The 16,588-nt window shown below is 70.3% G+C and carries 18 protein-coding genes; 14 read left to right on the forward strand and 4 right to left on the reverse strand.

The features are described 5' to 3' along the window. The first annotated feature begins 1 nt into the window (after window position 1). Window positions 2-994: an aldo/keto reductase gene (locus tag ACQPXM_RS09680; protein WP_432946974.1), complete on the forward strand. Its 993-nt coding sequence runs from the start codon at window positions 2-4 to the stop codon at window positions 992-994. Between the two features lie 3 nt (window positions 995-997). Here ACQPXM_RS09680 and ACQPXM_RS09685 read toward each other — a convergent pair whose 3' ends face one another. Further along, a complete protein-coding gene (locus tag ACQPXM_RS09685) occupies window positions 998-1,762 on the reverse strand; it encodes a MerR family transcriptional regulator (protein ID WP_077013517.1) in 765 nt (254 codons plus the stop codon). A gap of 94 nt (window positions 1,763-1,856) precedes the next feature. Between ACQPXM_RS09685 and ACQPXM_RS09690 the strand changes: the two genes are divergently transcribed. The 3 genes from ACQPXM_RS09690 to ACQPXM_RS09700 are packed head-to-tail and all read left to right on the forward strand — an operon-like array spanning window position 1,857 to window position 5,481. Next, the gene (locus ACQPXM_RS09690; RefSeq protein ID WP_432946976.1) at window positions 1,857-3,662 is read left to right on the forward strand and encodes a hypothetical protein; all 1,806 of its coding nucleotides are present in this window, start codon (window positions 1,857-1,859) and stop codon (window positions 3,660-3,662) included. Next, complete coding sequence (locus ACQPXM_RS09695) at window positions 3,662-4,483, forward strand: SDR family NAD(P)-dependent oxidoreductase (protein WP_432946978.1); 822 nt, start codon at window positions 3,662-3,664, stop codon at window positions 4,481-4,483. Before ACQPXM_RS09690 ends, ACQPXM_RS09695 begins: the two co-directional genes overlap by 1 nt. Before the next feature lie 2 nt (window positions 4,484-4,485). Continuing rightward, entirely contained in the window at window positions 4,486-5,481 is a 996-nt protein-coding gene (locus ACQPXM_RS09700) for an alpha/beta fold hydrolase (RefSeq protein ID WP_432946980.1), read from the forward strand. Window positions 5,482-5,490: 9 nt separating this feature from the next. Here the strand turns inward: ACQPXM_RS09700 and ACQPXM_RS09705 are convergent, their stop codons facing one another. Continuing rightward, window positions 5,491-5,910 carry a DUF6855 family protein gene (locus ACQPXM_RS09705; RefSeq protein WP_432946982.1) on the reverse strand — a complete coding sequence of 140 codons (420 nt, stop codon included), beginning with the start codon at window positions 5,908-5,910 and terminating at the stop codon, window positions 5,491-5,493. Between the two features lie 68 nt (window positions 5,911-5,978). On the opposite strand from ACQPXM_RS09705, the gene ACQPXM_RS09710 reads away from it, so the two are divergent. From ACQPXM_RS09710 to ACQPXM_RS09735, 6 genes are all read left to right on the forward strand, one after another. Beyond that, entirely contained in the window at window positions 5,979-6,293 is a 315-nt protein-coding gene (locus tag ACQPXM_RS09710; protein WP_432946984.1) for an ArsR/SmtB family transcription factor, read from the forward strand. Beyond that, window positions 6,293-6,727, forward strand: a complete 435-nt coding sequence (locus ACQPXM_RS09715) for an SRPBCC domain-containing protein (RefSeq protein ID WP_432946986.1) — start codon at window positions 6,293-6,295, stop codon at window positions 6,725-6,727. Before ACQPXM_RS09710 ends, ACQPXM_RS09715 begins: the two co-directional genes overlap by 1 nt. A gap of 46 nt (window positions 6,728-6,773) precedes the next feature. Then, complete coding sequence (locus tag ACQPXM_RS09720; protein ID WP_432946988.1) at window positions 6,774-7,922, forward strand: CaiB/BaiF CoA transferase family protein; 1,149 nt, start codon at window positions 6,774-6,776, stop codon at window positions 7,920-7,922. Between the two features lie 267 nt (window positions 7,923-8,189). Beyond that, entirely contained in the window at window positions 8,190-9,737 is a 1,548-nt protein-coding gene (locus ACQPXM_RS09725) for a sugar ABC transporter ATP-binding protein (RefSeq protein WP_432946990.1), read from the forward strand. Next, on the forward strand, window positions 9,734-10,768 hold the full coding sequence (locus ACQPXM_RS09730) for an ABC transporter permease (protein ID WP_432946992.1): 1,035 nt from the start codon (window positions 9,734-9,736) through the stop codon (window positions 10,766-10,768). Before ACQPXM_RS09725 ends, ACQPXM_RS09730 begins: the two co-directional genes overlap by 4 nt. Before the next feature lie 16 nt (window positions 10,769-10,784). After that, a complete protein-coding gene (locus ACQPXM_RS09735) occupies window positions 10,785-11,792 on the forward strand; it encodes a substrate-binding domain-containing protein (RefSeq protein WP_432946994.1) in 1,008 nt (335 codons plus the stop codon). A 21-nt stretch (window positions 11,793-11,813) separates the two neighbouring features. Here ACQPXM_RS09735 and ACQPXM_RS09740 read toward each other — a convergent pair whose 3' ends face one another. Next, window positions 11,814-12,809 carry a LacI family DNA-binding transcriptional regulator gene (locus tag ACQPXM_RS09740; RefSeq protein ID WP_432946996.1) on the reverse strand — a complete coding sequence of 332 codons (996 nt, stop codon included), beginning with the start codon at window positions 12,807-12,809 and terminating at the stop codon, window positions 11,814-11,816. Window positions 12,810-12,939: 130 nt separating this feature from the next. Between ACQPXM_RS09740 and ACQPXM_RS09745 the strand changes: the two genes are divergently transcribed. The 3 genes from ACQPXM_RS09745 (at window position 12,940) to ACQPXM_RS09755 (ending at window position 15,372) form a co-directional block, all read left to right on the forward strand. Beyond that, on the forward strand, window positions 12,940-14,373 hold the full coding sequence (locus ACQPXM_RS09745; RefSeq protein WP_432946998.1) for an NAD-dependent malic enzyme: 1,434 nt from the start codon (window positions 12,940-12,942) through the stop codon (window positions 14,371-14,373). Between the two features lie 70 nt (window positions 14,374-14,443). Then, on the forward strand, window positions 14,444-14,818 hold the full coding sequence (locus ACQPXM_RS09750; RefSeq protein ID WP_432947000.1) for a VanZ family protein: 375 nt from the start codon (window positions 14,444-14,446) through the stop codon (window positions 14,816-14,818). Further along, entirely contained in the window at window positions 14,815-15,372 is a 558-nt protein-coding gene (locus ACQPXM_RS09755; RefSeq protein ID WP_432947002.1) for a YqgE/AlgH family protein, read from the forward strand. Before ACQPXM_RS09750 ends, ACQPXM_RS09755 begins: the two co-directional genes overlap by 4 nt. Window positions 15,373-15,587: 215 nt before the next feature. Here the strand turns inward: ACQPXM_RS09755 and ACQPXM_RS09760 are convergent, their stop codons facing one another. Then, window positions 15,588-15,857: a DUF3039 domain-containing protein gene (locus ACQPXM_RS09760; protein ID WP_344174401.1), complete on the reverse strand. Its 270-nt coding sequence runs from the start codon at window positions 15,855-15,857 to the stop codon at window positions 15,588-15,590. A 128-nt stretch (window positions 15,858-15,985) separates the two neighbouring features. Between ACQPXM_RS09760 and ACQPXM_RS09765 the strand changes: the two genes are divergently transcribed. Further along, entirely contained in the window at window positions 15,986-16,558 is a 573-nt protein-coding gene (locus ACQPXM_RS09765) for a Uma2 family endonuclease (RefSeq protein ID WP_432947004.1), read from the forward strand. The last annotated feature ends 30 nt before the right edge of the window (window positions 16,559-16,588 follow it).

The raw sequence follows: 16,588 nt of genomic DNA on the forward strand, positions 1-16,588 counted from the left end.
CATGGACAGCCATTTTCTCGGCCGGACCGGTCTGCAGGTCAGTGAATTGTGTCTGGGCACGATGACGTTCGGCGGTGGCACCGACGAACCCACCGCGCATCGGATCCTGGACTCGTTCGTCGAGGCCGGGGGCACCTTCGTCGACACGGCGGACACGTACTCCAGCGGGGTGTCCGAGGAAATGATCGGGAGCTGGTTGAAGACCAAGGACCGCGACGAGTTGGTCATCGCGACCAAGGTGTACGGCGAGGCCGCGCCGGGCCTGCCGGTCCGCGGGGCCGGGCGCAAACACGTGATGGCCGCCGTCGAGGCGAGCCTGCGCCGGTTGGACACCGACTTCATCGACCTCTACCAGATCCACGTGTGGGACGACGCGACTCCGTTGGAGGAGACGCTGACGACGCTCGACGCGCTGGTGAGCAGCGGGAAGGTCAGGTTCATCGGAGCGAGCAACCTGGCGGGATGGCAACTGCAGAAGGCGATCGACCTGTCACGGCATCGCGGGCTCGAGCCGTACGTCAGCCTGCAGCCGCTGTACAACCTGCTCGATCGCGACGCCGAGTTCGAGTTGATCCCGGTCGCCCAGAACGAGGGCGCCGGCGTGATCGCGTGGAGTCCACTGGCCGGTGGTTGGCTGTCGGGCAAGTACACGAAGGAGCTGGGCGGGCCGCCGCCCGGTTCGCGGTCGAGCGAGGCGGACTGGGAGTCGCGGGCCGGTGATCGGACCTGGCGGGTGATCGACACGCTGCTGGCCGTGGCCGAAGAGACCGGGCGGACGCCGGCACAGGTCGCGCTGCGCTGGGTGATGCAGCGGCCGGGGCTCACGGCGCCGATCATCGGCGTACGGACTCCGGAGCAGTTGGCCGACAACCTGGGCGCGACCGGCTGGGCGCTCGACGACGAGCAGATGCGGCGGCTGACCGAGGCGGGGGAGACGCCGCCGCCGTACCCGCACAACCTGCTGCGGATGCCGCAGTTCAGGCGCCGCGGCTGAGGGTCAGCCGGTCGAAGGCAGGTCGTTGGGTGGCAGGCCCAGCTCCTCGTACGCGGCGATCTCGATCTCCCGGCCCATCGCCTCGCGGAACGCGGCGACCAGGGCCTGGCCGGCCAGCGGGATGATGTTCTCCAGCGTGCGCTGGATCTCCGGCCAGCCCTCGGCGGGCAGGCCGGCGTCGGCGAACTGGCGCCAGACCGTGCCGCGGAACAGTTCGACGTAGATCTTCGCGACCTGGTCGGCCTGCTCGAACAGCTTCGGCAGCATCTCGAAGATCGCGTCGAGCGGGACGCCGAGCTTGATCACCTCCAGGCCGGTGCGCAGCAGGTCCGGGTTGGGGATCCGCAGGCGGTCGTCCTCGACACGTTCGGCGATGCCCAGCTCGATCAGCTTGTCGATGGTGCGCGCGTCGTGCGGGATGCCGGCGCGCGCGGCCAGCTGGTGCTCGGTGATCACCTCGGGCTCGGCCGGCGTCCAGGGGCTGACCAGCGTCTCGAACACGCCGAGCGCGAGCGCGCCGTCCGGCAACTCGCTCATCATCCGCTCCACCGCGGCGAGCGTGTAGCCCTTGTCCAGCAGCTCGCGGACCAGCGTGAGCCGGGCCACGTGGTCGGCGCCGTAGTACCCCGTCCGGCCGACCAGGCGAGGCGGGGGAATCAGCCCGCGTCCGGCGTACGCGCGCACGTTCCGGACGGTCATGCCCACCTTCGCGGCGAGCTGGTCGACCGTGTACTCCTCGGGGGCCGGTGCGGCCTGCTGTCCCTCCACCCTTGACAGTCTTCCAGACGCGACGTTACATGTCTGATGTAACATTCTTCATGGCGCATCCCTTCTGTCCCGCCGATTCCCCCGGAGCGACGCGATGACCGTCCCACTGGCAGCCTCGACCGGCACCGCGAGCTTCGACCAGATCGCGATCGTCACCGGCCTGGTCGGCTTGATGTACGCCGCACTCGCCGTGCTGCTGTGGCGGGAACGGACCGGGCACGCGACGCTGGTAGGGCGTCTCGCGGACACCATCGGGAGGCTGGACGGAGTCCCCCGATGGGCCGCCCTCACGCCGTACCTGCACGCGGTCTCGCTGCTGTCCTGCGCCTTCGGGGTCTGGTGGGACATCGCGGTGCACATCGACAAGGGCCGCGACACCGGCCCGTTCGGTACGCCGGCGCACTATCCGATCTTCTTCGGCATCCTCGGCGTGATCGTGTCCGGGGTGCTGCCGATCGCGCTGGCCCGCAAGCCGCTGCCGGCCCGGACGATCAAGCTCACCCAGGGCTGGCGGATCCCGTGCAGCGCGGCGCTGGTCACCTTCTGCGGCACGTTCGCGCTGGTCGGCTTCCCGCTCGACGACGTCTGGCACCGGCTGTTCGGTGAGGACGTCACGCTGTGGGGGCCGACGCATCTGCTGATGATCGCCGGGGTCGTGCTGTCGATCTTCGCCCGGCTGCTCGCGTCGGCCGAGGTGGAACAACTTGTTGGTGGCAACAAACGGCGGCGGTTCCAGGAGGTCGTTGCCGTCGGCGCGCTGCTGATCGCATGGGACCTGTTCAGCACGGAGTTCAATTACGGCGTACCGCAGTTCCCGCTGGTCCTGCAGCCGATCCTGATCGTTTTCGGCGCGGCGCTCGCGTTCACGCTGGTGCGGTCGCGGATGGGCCGGGGCAGCACCTTCGGCGCGCTGGTGGTCTACCTGATCATCCGCGGCGGCATCGCCTGGGCGGTCGACCAGCCGCTCGGAGAGATCCTCGGCCACTTCCCGCTGCTGATCGTCGAGGCGGTCCTGGTCGAGCTCGTCGCGCTTGCTCTGGGCAACAAAGATCACTTCCGTCTGGGGGTGGTCGCGGGAGCGCTGATCGGTACGGTCGGCGTGCTCGCGGAGTACGGCTGGAGCCAGGTCTGGATGCCGATCCGCTGGCCCGCCTCCTTGCTTGCGTCGGCGCTCGGCTTCGGCGTCGTCGCCGGGATCGGCGCCGGGCTCGTCGGAGCCTGGCTGGCCACCCGGTACGCCGAGGTGGCGGGCGAGGTCCGCGCCGTGCCGTCGGCACGGCGTACGCATCGGCTCGGCGCGGTCGGCTTGATCGCCGTGCTGGGAGTGGTGTTCTTCTGCGTGCCCCGCTCGGCCGATCCCGGCGTGACGGCGACGATCTCGCTCGAGCGGGTCGCGACCGGTGCCGAGCCCACGGCGTACGTGACGGTGAAGCTGGACCCGGTGAACGCGGCCGAGGGAGCGCGCTGGTTCGAGGCGATGGCGTGGCAGGGCGGCGGGCTGGAGCTGCACCCGTTGCAGAAGGTTGCCGATGGCACGTATCGGTCGCAGGAGCCGTTGCCGATGTACGGGAAGTGGAAGTCGATGGTGCGCCTGCATCAGGGTGCCCGGGACCTGGTCGCCGCGTGGGTCTACGCGCCGGAGGACGCGGCGATCCAGAAGCCGGCGATCCAGGTGTCGGACGGGCAGACGGTCCGGTTCATCAGCGAACAGGAGGTCCTGCGGCGCGAGGAACGGACCGACGTGCCGCGCTGGATGTGGAACGGTGGGTACGCGCTGCTGGCGGTGGTCGGCGCGCTGGAGATCCTCGGGATCGCCTGGCTGGTCGGGCGCGGCGCTCGCGGTGGGCGGATGCGGGCCGAGCACCTGCAGGCGGCCGAGCGGGAGAAGGAGAGCGCGTGATGAGGGTGACCGGCCGAGCGGGGTTCGTGCGCCGGGACGGGTGGGATCTGGCCGGGAAGCGTGCGCTGGTCACCGGGGCCGCCGGAGCCTTCGGAGCGGCGACCGTCGAGGCGTTGCGGGCCCGCGGCGCGACGGTGGTCGGTCTGGACCTGCAGAAGAGTGACGATGTGATCGAGTGCGACCTGACCGAGCCGGAGCTGATCCCGGCGGCGGTCGAGGAGGCGATCGAGCGGCTCGGGGGGCTCGACCTGCTGATCAGCAACGCGGGAATCGGCGTACCGGCGCTGGCGGGTGACGCTCCCGATGCGACTGCCCGCAAGGTGATCGAGGTCAACCTGTTCGCGGGATGGGGGGTCACGGCGGCCGCGCTGCCGACGTTGCGGGCGGCCAAGGGGCGGGTGATCTTCGTGTCGTCCGGGCTCGCGTACGTGACGCTGCCGCTGGCCGCGTCGTACCTGGTCTCGAAGCGGGCGATCGACACGTACGCCGACGCATTGCGGATCGAGAACGGGCGGCACTTGGACGTCAGCGTGATCTACCCGGGCTACGTGCCGACGCCGATCCACGACGCGTCGCTGGAGCGCGGGGTCGATCTCGGGATGTTCCTGCCGGCCGAGACCGTCGAGCAGGTGGTGTCGACGATCATGGAGGTCGCCGCGGCCCGACGACCGCCGCGCAACCGGGCCTCGACCCGGACGACCGGCGTGGGCGTCGCGGTCGCGCGGCACCTGCCGTCGGTGGCGGACCGGATCGTGCGCTGGCGAACCAACCAGCGGCGGCGTGGGCTGGGCGAGTTGACCGATCGACTGGGGAAGATATGACAATGCAGGCAGAACGAACGGGCGTGGTCACTCCCGACGGGGTGCGGCTGCACGTCGAGACGACCGGGTCGCCGGACGCGCCGGTCACTGTCGTGCTGGCGCACGGCTGGACCTGCTCGACGCGAAGCTGGCATCACCAGCTCGCCGGGCTCCCCGCCGTACTGGGGCCGGACGGGGTTCGGGTCGTCGCCTACGACCACCGCGGGCACGGGCGGTCCGGGCCCGCGCCGGTGGGGACGACGCGGATCGAGCAGCTCGCGGACGACCTGGTGACGGTGCTGGACGAGGTCGTGCCGTCGGGCCCGGTCGTGTACGCCGGGCACTCGATGGGCGGGATGACGCTGATGGCGCTGGCCGACCGGCGGCCGGAGCTGTTCGGGTCGCGGATCGCCGGGGCGGCGCTGGTCAGCACGTCGTCCGGGCAGACGACGTCCGGGGCGTTCGGGTTGCCCGCGCGTCTGGACGGCGCGGCGGCCGCGGTCGCGCCGCGGGCCGTGAATCTCGCGGGCGCGCGGCTGGAGAAGCGCGAGTTGCGGCGGAAGGTGCGGCCGGTCGAGCCAGATGTCGCGCAGGTCGAGCCCGATGTCGCGCAGGCCGAGCGGGACGCCGTACGGGTGTGGCGGCAGGTCGCTTCGACCCGCTTGCGGCGGCCGGCGCTGAGGCAACTGGTGTTCGGCAAGAAGGCCGACCCGGCGGAGGTCGACATCCTGATGGCCGACCTGGACGCGCTGCCCGCCCGGTCGTTCAGCGGCTTCTTCGAGGCGATCACCCGCCACGACCTCGGCCACGCGCTCGCCGTCCTGGACTCCGTCCCGGTCGAGGTCATGCACGGCACCCGAGACCGCCTGCTCCCACCCCGGCACGCCAACCGCCTGGCCCATCAGATCCCGTCCGCCCGGCTGTGGATGTATCCCGGCGCCGGCCACATGCTGATGCAGGAACGCCCGCGTGACGTCACTCACCGACTCGCTTCGCTGGCCCGGCGGGCGACCGCCTGACGCCGTGGCTCAGAGGGCGCGCATGCGGTTGTTGCGAGCGTTGTGCTCGACCTCGGCCAGGCCGAGGGCTTCGAGGACCGGCGGGACGTAGTTGCCGAAGCGGCCCCGGTAGCCCTTGCGCAGGCCGTACCAGCCGCCGACGGGGTTGTCCTCGGCGCGGGCCCACGCCTCGACGGTGCCCGGCGCGGCCGGCTTCTGCTCGTCGGCGGCGCCGAGCGGCATCCAATCGCCGTACGCGGTGAGCATCGCGTGCAGGTCTTCGATGCAGCGCAGGTGATAGCTGAGCTTCGTCGTACCGACCTGGCAGACCAGAGCGGGCGGATCGGCCGTCTCGTCGCGGTAGACCTCGAACTGCCCCTTGCCGGGCGGCGTGGTGAGGATCCACGGATCATCCGGTGTACCCGTCCCGCTGACAGCTGCTGCGCTCATCACGGCCCCCTTGGTGCATCGGTCAGCTTTCGGTTACCGTAACACTGAGGTTACCGAGGAGGGCAAGGGTGGAACTGTCCGGCAACGCCCTGGACGCGTTGGGCGACGCCAACCGGCGGGCGATCGTGGAGATTCTGGGCGACCAGCCGCTGTCGGTGCAGCAGCTCGCCGAGCGGTTGCCGATCAGCCGTCCGGCGGTGTCCCGGCATCTGCGGCTGCTCAAGCAGGCCGGCCTGGTCGCCGACGAGCCGGACGGCACGCGGCGCGTGTACCACCTGCGCGCGGCCGGGGTGGAGGCGATTCACGCCTACTTCGCCGAAGTCTGGGGTACGGCGGCCGGCCGGTTCCGGATCGTTGCCGAGAACACCGAACCGGAGTCCTGATGATCGAGCCGCTGGTGGTCGAGTTCTCCGTGCAGGCGCCGCAGCAGCACGCGTTCGAGGTGTGGACCCGGCGCTGCGCGTTGTGGTGGCCCGCAAGCCACACAGTCAGCGGCGACCCGGCCGCGATCACCTTCGAGCCGTCCGTCGGCGGGCGGATCTTCGAGACCGCGCCGGACGGCACCGAGCACCCGTGGGGTGAGGTCCTGGCCTGGGAACCGCCGGGCCGGTTGCGGTTCCTGTGGCACCTGTTCTTCGACCGGACCGAGGCCACGGAGGTCGAGCTCACCTTTACGCCGAGCGGCGACGGGACCGTCGTACGGCTGGAGCAGTCCGGCTGGGACCGCCTCGGTGCCGCCGGTACGCCGCGACGCGAGCGGACCGGGCACGCATGGGCCGAGCTGACCAAGCTGTACGCCGAAACCGCCGCCGGGTGAGGAACGCGTCACTGCTGCCGTGACGCCTTCGCCCTAGGGTGAGCGGGTGCAGAACCTTCTCTCCGACATCGTCGTGGTGGACCTGACCCGCGCGCTGGCCGGGCCGCACGCCGCGATGATGCTGGGTGATCTCGGGGCCCGGGTGATCAAGGTCGAGACGCCGGCTGGTGGGGACGACAGTCGCGGGTGGGGGCCGCCGTTCGTGGGTGGGGAGTCGACGTACTTCTTGTCGGCGAACCGGAACAAGGAATCCGTGACGGCCGACCTGAAATCGGCCGAGGGCAAGGAGTTCCTGACCCGGCTGGTCGGGAAGGCCGACGTGCTGATCGAGAACTTCCGGCCGGGTGTGCTGGACCGGCTCGGGTTCGGGGTCGAGCGGCTGCACGAGCTCAACCCGGGGCTGGTGATCCTGTCGATCACCGGGTTCGGGCACGACGGGCCGGAGGGCGGGCGCGCCGGGTACGACCAGATCGCGCAGGGTGAGGGCGGGCTGATGAGCATCACCGGCGCGACCGAACCGACCAAGACCGGGATGCCGATCGCCGATCTGCTGGCCGGCATGTACGGCGCGTACGGCGCTCTCGCGGCGCTGCACGAACGGTCGATCACCGGGCGCGGACGGGTGGTCCGGACGTCGTTGCTCGCGTCGGTGGTCGGCGTCCACGCGTTCCACGGGACGAAGTGGACTGTGGCCGGGAAACTGCCGGAGCGGGTCGGCAATCACCACGCGCAGATCGCGCCGTACGGGATGTACCGGACGCGCGACGACAGCATCCAGGTGGCGGTCGGGAGCGAGGGGCAGTGGCGTACGTTCGCGCCGATCGTGGGACTCGATCCGGACGACGAACGCTTCGCCGCGAACCCCGAACGCGTCGCGCATCGCGACGCCCTGACCGCGGCGATCGAGGCAGCCTTCGCGACCGAGCCGGCCGACGTGTGGTTGCAGCGGCTGGCCGATGCCGGCATTCCGGCCGGGAAGGTCCGCGACTTCCAGCAGGTCTACGAGTGGGACCAGACGCTGTCGCAGGGACTGCTGATCGACGTCGACCACCCGACGCTCGGCCGCATCCAGCTCCCCGGCCCGCCGCTGCGCTTCGACGACAACCCGTACGCCGGCGCCCGCGAAACCAACCTCCCGCCGCCGCGGCTCGGCGAGCACGACGAGTCCGTGCGGGCCTGGCTCGACCAGGACTGAACGCCCACCACTGACCAACCACCCGCCGGCCGCCGTCCGCGCGGCGTGTCGCGGCGTGTCGCGCCGGGGTCGCGCGGTTGGTCAGTGGTGCACGTCCACCCTTTCCACCTGGCTCGAACAGGTGTCGTCGCGTCAGCCGGGCTTCTAGGGTCGAAAGGCGCTGTCGGGTATCGATTCCCGCCCCCGGACGGAGCGAGGGGTTGACGGGCTGCCGAGCACGGGCATAGCGTCCGGGAAATCGATTACTCACCCGAGCGCGGAGGTGTCATGGCCGAGTCCGCCCTGGTCCGGATGTCGGGGATCGGCAAGCGGTACGGCGGGGTCCAGGCGTGCCACGAGGTCGAGTTCACGCTCGGCGCCGGCGAGGTGCACGCGTTGCTCGGCGAGAACGGCGCAGGCAAGAGCACGCTGATGAAGATCCTGTCCGGCGACGTCACCGATTACGACGGGCGGATCGAGATCGCAGGCCAGGAGGTGAGCTTCGGCGGACCGACCGACGCGCAGGCCGCCGGGATCGCGATGATCCATCAGGAACTCGATCTGGTCCCCGCGCTGTCGGTCGCCGACAACATCTTCCTCGGCCGCGAGCTGCGTACGCCGTACCGGACGGTCGACCGTCGCCGGATGGACCGTGAGGCCCGCGCCCTGCTGGAGCGCAGTGGCGTGAACCTCGATCCGCGCCGCCCGGTCGGCGAGCTGCGGGTCGGTGAGCAGCAGCTCGTCACGATCGCGAAGGCGATTTCGCTCGACGCCCGCGTGCTGATCATGGACGAGCCGACCTCGGCGCTCACGACGTCGGAGGTGGAGCGGCTGTTCGCGGTGATCCGCGAGCTGCGCCGTTCGGGCGTCGGCATCGTCTACATCAGCCACCGGATGGAGGAGATCGCCCAGGTCGCCGACCGCGCGACCGTGCTGCGCAACGGGCAGATCGTCACCAGCTTCGACCCGCGCAAGCTGACCACCGCCGAGGTGGTCGAGGCGATGGTCGGGCGTCCGGTGCAGACGATGTTCAGCACCCCGGACGCCCCGACCGGCGACGAGCTGCTGCGGGTCGAGGACCTGGCCGTCAAGCCTCGCAGACCGCGGCCCGGCCGCCGCGACCCCGACGGCATCTCGCTGACCGTCCGCTCCGGCGAGATCGTCGGTCTGTGCGGCCTGCTCGGCGCCGGCCGGACCGAACTGCTCGAGACCCTGTACGGCGTGGCGCCCGGTGGCACGCGATCCGGCCGGATCGTCCTGCAGGGCAAGGAGATCCGGCCGCGCAGTCCCCGGCACGCGCTGGCCCAGGGGATCGGCCTCGTGCCCGAGGACCGCCGGGCCTCCGGGCTCGTGCTGTTCCACTCGATCCTGGCGAACACGGTCGTGTCGAGTCTGCCGGCGTACGGGCGGCTCGGGGTGATCGCGCGCCGGATGGAGCGGGCTGCCTCGGTCCGGATGGCCGATCGGCTGCGGTTGAAGTTCGGCCGGTTGCAGGACGACGTCGGGACACTGTCGGGCGGCAACCAGCAGAAGGTCGTGTTCGGCAAGATGCTGCTGACCGAGCCGAAGCTGCTGCTGCTCGACGAGCCGACCCGAGGTGTCGACATCGGCGCGAAGGCGGAGATCTACCGCCTGCTGGGCGAACTGGCCGGCCAGGGACTCGGGGTCCTGCTGGCGTCGTCGGAGCTGCCCGAGCTGATCGGGGTCTGCGACCGCGTCGTCGTACTGCGGGACGGGCGCGACGTCGCGTCGTTCAAGACGTCTGAGTCAGGAGAGAGTGACTTGCTCGCCGCCGCGATGGGAGAAAGCGCCGTGTTCGAAGAGGTGTCGAAGTGACCGACGTACAAGACAAGCCCGCGGTGGCCCCGACGCCGGTCGAGAAGGCGTCCGGCGGTGTGGTCGCGACGCTGTTCCGGTTCCAGAGCGTGTTCGGGCTGCTCGCGGTGTTCGTGGCCGCGATCATCTTCTCGCCGCGGCGCGACGGGGAGATCCTGTTCCTCAGCGCGGACAACCTGGCCAACGTGGTGCGCGCGGTCTCCGAGATCGGCATCATCGCGGTCGGCATGACGTTCGTGATCCTGATCGGCGGCATCGACTTGTCGGTCGGCGCGGTGCTCGGGCTGGCCGCGGTCGGCTCGGCGGTGCTGATGGTGGAGAGCGACTGGGGTTTCCTGCCCTCGATCGTGGTGGTGCTCGCGATCGGCCTGGTCTTCGGCGCGCTCCAAGGGATGGCGACCGCGATGATCGGGATCCAGTCGTTCATCGTGACGCTCGCCGGACTGCAGATATCCCGCGGTCTGGCCCGGATCTGGTCCGACGGGCAGGGCGTCGCGATCGCGTACGGCGACGGGCCGAACGAGGCGCCGTCGACGTTCGCGCTGCTGGGCGAGCGGACCTTCGGGGGACTGGTCCCGATCCCGGTGCTGATCTTCGCCGTGGTGGCGATCGCCGCCGTGGTGTTCCTGCGGATCAGCGCGTTCTCCCGGCACCTGTACGCCGTCGGCGGCAACGAGAAGGCCGCGCGGCTGTCCGGCGTACCGGTGATCCGGGTCAAGATCGCGGTGTTCGCGATCTGCGGGCTGCTCGCCGCGCTGGCCGGTGTCGTGCACGCCGTCCAGCTCAACCAGGGCAGCCCGAACGACGGCATCGGCTACGAGCTGGACGCGATCGCCGCGGTGGTGATCGGCGGGACCAGCCTGGCCGGCGGTCGCGGCTCGGTGGCCGGGACCGTGGCCGGCGCGCTGCTGCTCGGCGTACTGAACAACGTGCTTGCCCTGAACAACATCGACTCGAACATCCAGCTGCTGATCAAGGGCCTGGTGATCGTCGCGGCGGCCGCGCTGCAACGGCTCCGGCCCGCCTCGTGAGGAAGGTCCACCCCTGATGAAGATCCCCAAGTCGACCCTGGCCGTCGCGGCCGTCACCGCCCTGGCCCTCGCGGGCTGCGGCACGACCAGCGAGCGGACCTCCGACGAACCCCAGGCGCAGAGCTCGAAGGCGTGTAAGGGGGCCGATGGCAAGTATGTCATCGGGATGAGCCAGGCCAATGTGGCCGAGCCGTATCGGCAGCGGATGGACGACGACATCAAGGCGGCTGCCGCCGAGGTGCCGCAGTTCGAGGTGAAGTTCGCCGACGCGGCGCAGGACAACGCCAAGCAGGTCGCCGACGTGGAGAACTACATCACCCAGCAGATCGACCTGCTGATCATCAGCCCGAACGAGGCCAAGCCGCTGACCGCGGTGGTCAAGAAGGCCTATGACAAGGGCATCCCGGTGCTGGTGCTGGACCGCAAGGTCGAGGGTGACGCCTACACCGGCTTCATCGGCGGCGACAACGTGCAGATCGGCACCGAGGCGGGCAAGTACGTCGCGGAGAAGGTGCTGCCGAACGGCGGCAACGTCGTCGAGATCAAGGGGCTGGCCGGCGCCACCCCGCAGGCCGAGCGCAACCAGGGCTTCGCGGCCGGGATCAAGGCCAACCCGAAGGTCAAGGTGATCGCGACCGCGAGCGGCGACTGGCTGCGGGAGAAGGGCCAGGCGCAGATGGACGCGCTGCTGAAGGCGAACCCGAAGATCGACGTGGTCTACGCGCACAACGACCCGATGGCCGAGGGCGCGTACCTGGCGGCGAAGGCGGTCGGGCGGGAGAAGGAGATGAAGTTCATCGGCATCGACGCGCTGCCGATCCCGTCCGGCGGCATCAAGGCGGTCGAGCAAGGCCGGCTGACCGCCACCTTCACCTACCCGACCAACGGCAAGGAAGCCATCGCCGCGGCGAAGAAGATCCTGGTGGACTGCGGCACGATCGAGAAGTCGCAGGTCCTGCCCACGCGGCTGATCGACAAGGCGAACGCTGCGCAGATCTACGCGGAGGAGAACCCGACCGGCTGATCCGGCGAGCTCCCACCGTGGTCAGCCGCGGTGGGAGCTGCCTCGTTCGATCAGTCGGGCGCCGAGGGTGGTGGTCGTCGGCGGGCGGCTGCTGTCCGCGATTCTTGCCAGCAGCAAGCGTGCGGCGACTGTGCCGATCTCGTACGCCGGCTGGGCGACGACCGACAGCGGGGGATCGACGAGCGCGGCCCACGGAGCGTCGTCGAACGCGACCAGCCCGACGTCCCGGCCGGGGCGGATCTCGCGTTCCTGCAGTGCCTGCAGTACGCCGACCGCCATCGCGGAGTTCGCCACCAGCAACGCGTCCGGCGGTTCGGCCTGGCTCAACACGTCGAGCGCCGCCTTGTGTGCCCCGGCCGCCTTGTACTCGGTACGCCGTACGAGCTTGGTGGAGCTTCGGTGCTTGGCCGCCTTGAGCGCGTCGCGATAACCCGCGAGCCGGTCGTCCGCCGTACGGACTCCTGCCGGGCCGGTGATGCAGCCGATGCGTTGATAGCCCTGGGCGATCAAGTGCTCGGTCGCCTGTCGCGCGGCCAGCCGCGTGTCCACCAGGACGACGTCGCTGTCCTGCTGCGGCAACGGCCGGTCGACCGCGACGAACGCCGTACCGCGCGCGGCCAGCTTCTCCACCGACGACGTCGTCCCGGTCGGTGACAGGATCACACCGGCGACGCGTTCCTGGATCGCGATGTCGATGTAGCGGTTCTCCTTGCCGGCGCTTTCGTCGGAGTTGCACAGGACAACGGAGTAGCCGACCTCGTGCGCGACGTCCTCGACGCCGCGCGCGATCGCGGTGAAAAACGGGTTCTCCACGTCGGAGATGATCAGCGCGACCACCGCGGCCTCCTGACGGCGCAGGTTCCGGGCCGGGCCGTTCGGCTGGTAGCCGAGCTGGTCGGCGGCCGTGCGGACCCGGGCGACCAGTTCGGGATCGACCGTCGCCTTGCCGTTCAGCGCCCGCGACACGGTCGCCGTCGAGACGCCGGCCAGGGCCGCGACGTCGCTGATCGTGGCCATCGTTCCTCCCTGTGCCGGCGTGACCGCTGGCCCGACTCTAGCCGCCGAGTAAAGGATTACCCAGCCGATCCGCGTGCACGCAACGTACGGAACCTCCGGGCGGTGGCACGACCATGAGAAGATCGCGGGCGTGACTGCCTTGCCGAGCGTTTCCTACTCCATCACCGTCCGGCTCGAGGTGCCCGCGGGCGGCTCGACGGTGAGCAAACTGACGACCGCCGTCGAGCAGGCCGGCGGCCTGGTGACCGCGCTCGACGTGACCGCCTCCGGCCACGAGCGGCTCCGGATCGACGTGACGTGCGCCGCCGCCGACACCGCGCACGCCGGCCGGCTGGTCGAGGCGATGCGCGCGGTGCCCGGCGTCGAGATCGGGCGGGTCTCCGACCGGACCTTCCTGATGCACCTCGGGGGCAAGATCTCGATGGAGGCCAAGCACCCGATCCGCAACCGTGACGACCTCTCGATGATCTACACGCCGGGCGTGGCGCGGGTCTGCCTGGCGATCGCCGAGAACCCCGACGACGCTCGCCGGCTGACGATCAAGCGCAACAGCGTCGCCGTCGTCACCGACGGGTCCGCCGTACTCGGTCTGGGCAACATCGGCCCGAAGGCCGCGCTGCCCGTGATGGAGGGCAAGGCCGCGCTGTTCAAGCGGTTCGCCGGGATCGACGCCTGGCCGCTGTGCCTGGACACCCAGGACCCCGACGAGATCGTCAGCATCGTCAAGGCGATCGCCCCGGGCTTCGCCGGGATCAACCTGGAGGACATCTCCGCGCCGCGCTGCTTCGAGATCGAGGCCAAGCTGCGCGAGCAGCTCGACATCCCGGTCTTCCACGACGACCAGCACGGTACGGCGATCGTCGTGGTGGCCGCGCTCTACAACGCGCTGCGCGTGGTCGGCAAGGACATCAGCGAGGTCAAGGTCGTGCTGTCCGGGGCCGGCGCGGCCGGGACGGCGATCCTCAAGCTGCTGCTCGCCGCTGGGGTCAAGGACACCTGCGTCGCCGACATCGGCGGTGTCATCCACCCCGAGCGCGAGGGCCTGTCGCCGGACCTGCGCTGGATCGCGGAGAACACCAACGCCGCGCAGTACAGCGGAGACCTCAAGGGCGCGCTGGCCGGTGCCGACGTGTTCATCGGGGTGTCGGCGCCGAACATCCTGAACGGCGACGACATCGCCACGATGAACGACGGCTCGATCGTGTTCGCGCTGGCCAACCCCGACCCCGAGGTCGACCCGGCGGCGGCCGGCGAGCACGCCGCGGTGGTAGCGACCGGGCGCAGCGACTTCCCGAACCAGATCAACAACGTGCTGGTCTTCCCCGGCGTCTTCCGCGGTCTGCTCGACGCGCAGTCGTCGAAGGTGTCGCTCGAGATGGAGCTGGCCGCCGCGAAGGCGCTGGCCGGCGTGGTCACCGACGACGAGCTGAACGCCAGCTACATCGTGCCGAGCGTGTTCCACCCGGAGGTGCACACGATGGTGGCGCACGCCGTACGGGATGCGGCTGGGGGCAAGGCGCCGGCCGCCGAGGTGTTCCCGGACGACGCGCCGTCGCTCTCGTAGTGCTCGGTTCGGTGCTTCGCTGCGGGCTCACGGCGCTTCGCTCCGGCCGCACGGCCGCCTCGAGGTCGTCGTGAGCACCCGGGTCTGGGCCTGGCGGGCCGCCTTCGTGGTGGCCTGCCTGGTTCAGCTGTACGGGCTGTACTCACCGCGGCAGGCCGGGCCCGATACGGGCATCCCGTACTCCGACAAGGTCGCGCATTTCCTGATCTTCGCCGCGGTCGCCTACCTCGGGCTGCGGGTCGGCGTACCGGTGCGGTGGTTGCTGGCGGCGCTGGTCGTGCAGGCGATCGGCAGCGAGTTCATCCAGCACTATCTGCTGCCGCACCGCAGCGGCGACCCGTTCGACTCGGTGGCCGACCTGCTCGGCGTGGCGGCCGGGACTTGGCTCGGGTTTCGGCCGGCGCGCAGCGCGAAGGGCGTCCGGCACGACATGATGGGTTCATGACGGCCTCGACCCTGACCGGATCGTTGCTCGTGGCGACCCCGTTGCTCGACGAGCCGCCTTTCCGGCGTTCGGTGATCCTGCTGCTGGACCACGACGACGACGGCGCGCTCGGCGTGGTGGTCAACCGGGCCGCCGACCTCGAGGTCGACCAAGTGCTGCCGGACTGGTCCACCACGGTGAACGAGCCCGGCGTGCTGTTCATGGGCGGCCCGGTCGGCACCGACAGTGCGCTCGCGGTCGCCGAGGTGATCGAGTCCGCCGACCCGCCCGGCTGGCGGGAGTGCTTCGGCCGGATCGGGCTGATCGACCTCGACGTCCCGCCGGCGCTGCTCGAGGGCGCGATCCAGCGGATGCGGATCTTCGCCGGGTACGCCGGCTGGTCGGGCGGGCAGCTCGAGGGCGAGATCACCGAGGGCGCCTGGTACGTCGTACCGTCGGAGCCCGACGACGTGTTCAGCCTGCGCCCCGAAGGACTGTGGCGTCGCGTGCTGCGCCGCCAGAAGGACCAGATGGCCTACCTCGCGACGTACCCGGACGACCCGACACAGAACTGACCTGGCTGAGCGCCGCCGATGCGGCGTGGACCCCGTCGTCCCGGCGTGGAACGTCGTCCCGGCATCGACCGCCGCGACGCGCCCTCACCCCACGCCGGGACACGTCCGGCCACTGCCGGCGACCCCTCGACGCGCCCTCACCTGCGCTCCCGGGTCGGCCGCCGGTCGGGCGTCGACCGCCGGTCCGTCCAGGACCGGCCGTCGTCCCGCGGGGCTTACTCGTCCTTGTCGCCGTCGTCGTCGCCGGGGTTGAGCGACTCCCAGATCTCCTTGCACTCCGGGCAGACCGGAAACTTCTGCGGGTCGCGGCTGGGCACCCACACCTTGCCGCACAGCGCGACCACCGGCGTACCCATCACCATGGCCTCGGTCAGCTTGTCCTTCGGCACGTAGTGCGAGAACCGCTCGTGGTCACCGTTGTCCAGCGACGGCTGGGTGCGCTCGTCGACAACGGTCTCCGCACCCGGGCTCAACTGAGTACTCATGCCACCGAGTGTAGGCCGATCGTTCGACCGGCCGCCGCACGTTGTCCACAGCAATTGGGCTGTGGACAACGCTCGGAGCCGGGGCAGATCGCGGCATGTTCTTGGTGTGACCACACCAAGGAGGCACGATGACACGCGTGGAACCCACCGAGACCGACCGGCCCATGCCCTGGGCGCCGTTCCAGGCGCTGACCAGGTCGGACCTCGAGCTGATCCCGAACGACGGGCACCGGTACGAGCTCGTCGACGGAGTCCTGATCATGACCCCGGCGCCGTCTTGGCGGCACCAGATCGCCGTGTCCCAGCTGCTCTACCAGCTCATGCAGGTGTGTCCCGCGGACCTCCGCGTCCTGACGGCTCCGTTCGACGTCGCCATCTCGGACGACACCGTTTTGCAACCCGACATCCTCGTCGCCCGGCGGGACGACTTCACCGAGCGGGACCTGCCGAAGGCGCCGTTGCTCGCGGTCGAGGTCCTGTCACCGAGCACCCGGCGGATCGACCTCATGGTCAAGCTCTCGAGGTACGAAGCGGCCGGCTGCGCGTCCTACTGGGTGGTCGACACCGACACGCCGAGCCTGATCGCCTGGGAGATGCAGGACGGGGCATATGCGCAGGTGACAAAGGTTTCCGGCGACGAACCAGCCCGGCTGCGGGCGCCGTACGAGGTCGAGGTGGTGCCCGCCGATCTGATTGTCTGAGCGTTCTCGGGTAACGTTCCTGCACGGCCG

Origin of the sequence: Kribbella sp. CA-253562 (assembly GCF_050942265.1) — a bacterium.
Lineage (GTDB): Bacteria > Actinomycetota > Actinomycetes > Propionibacteriales > Kribbellaceae > Kribbella.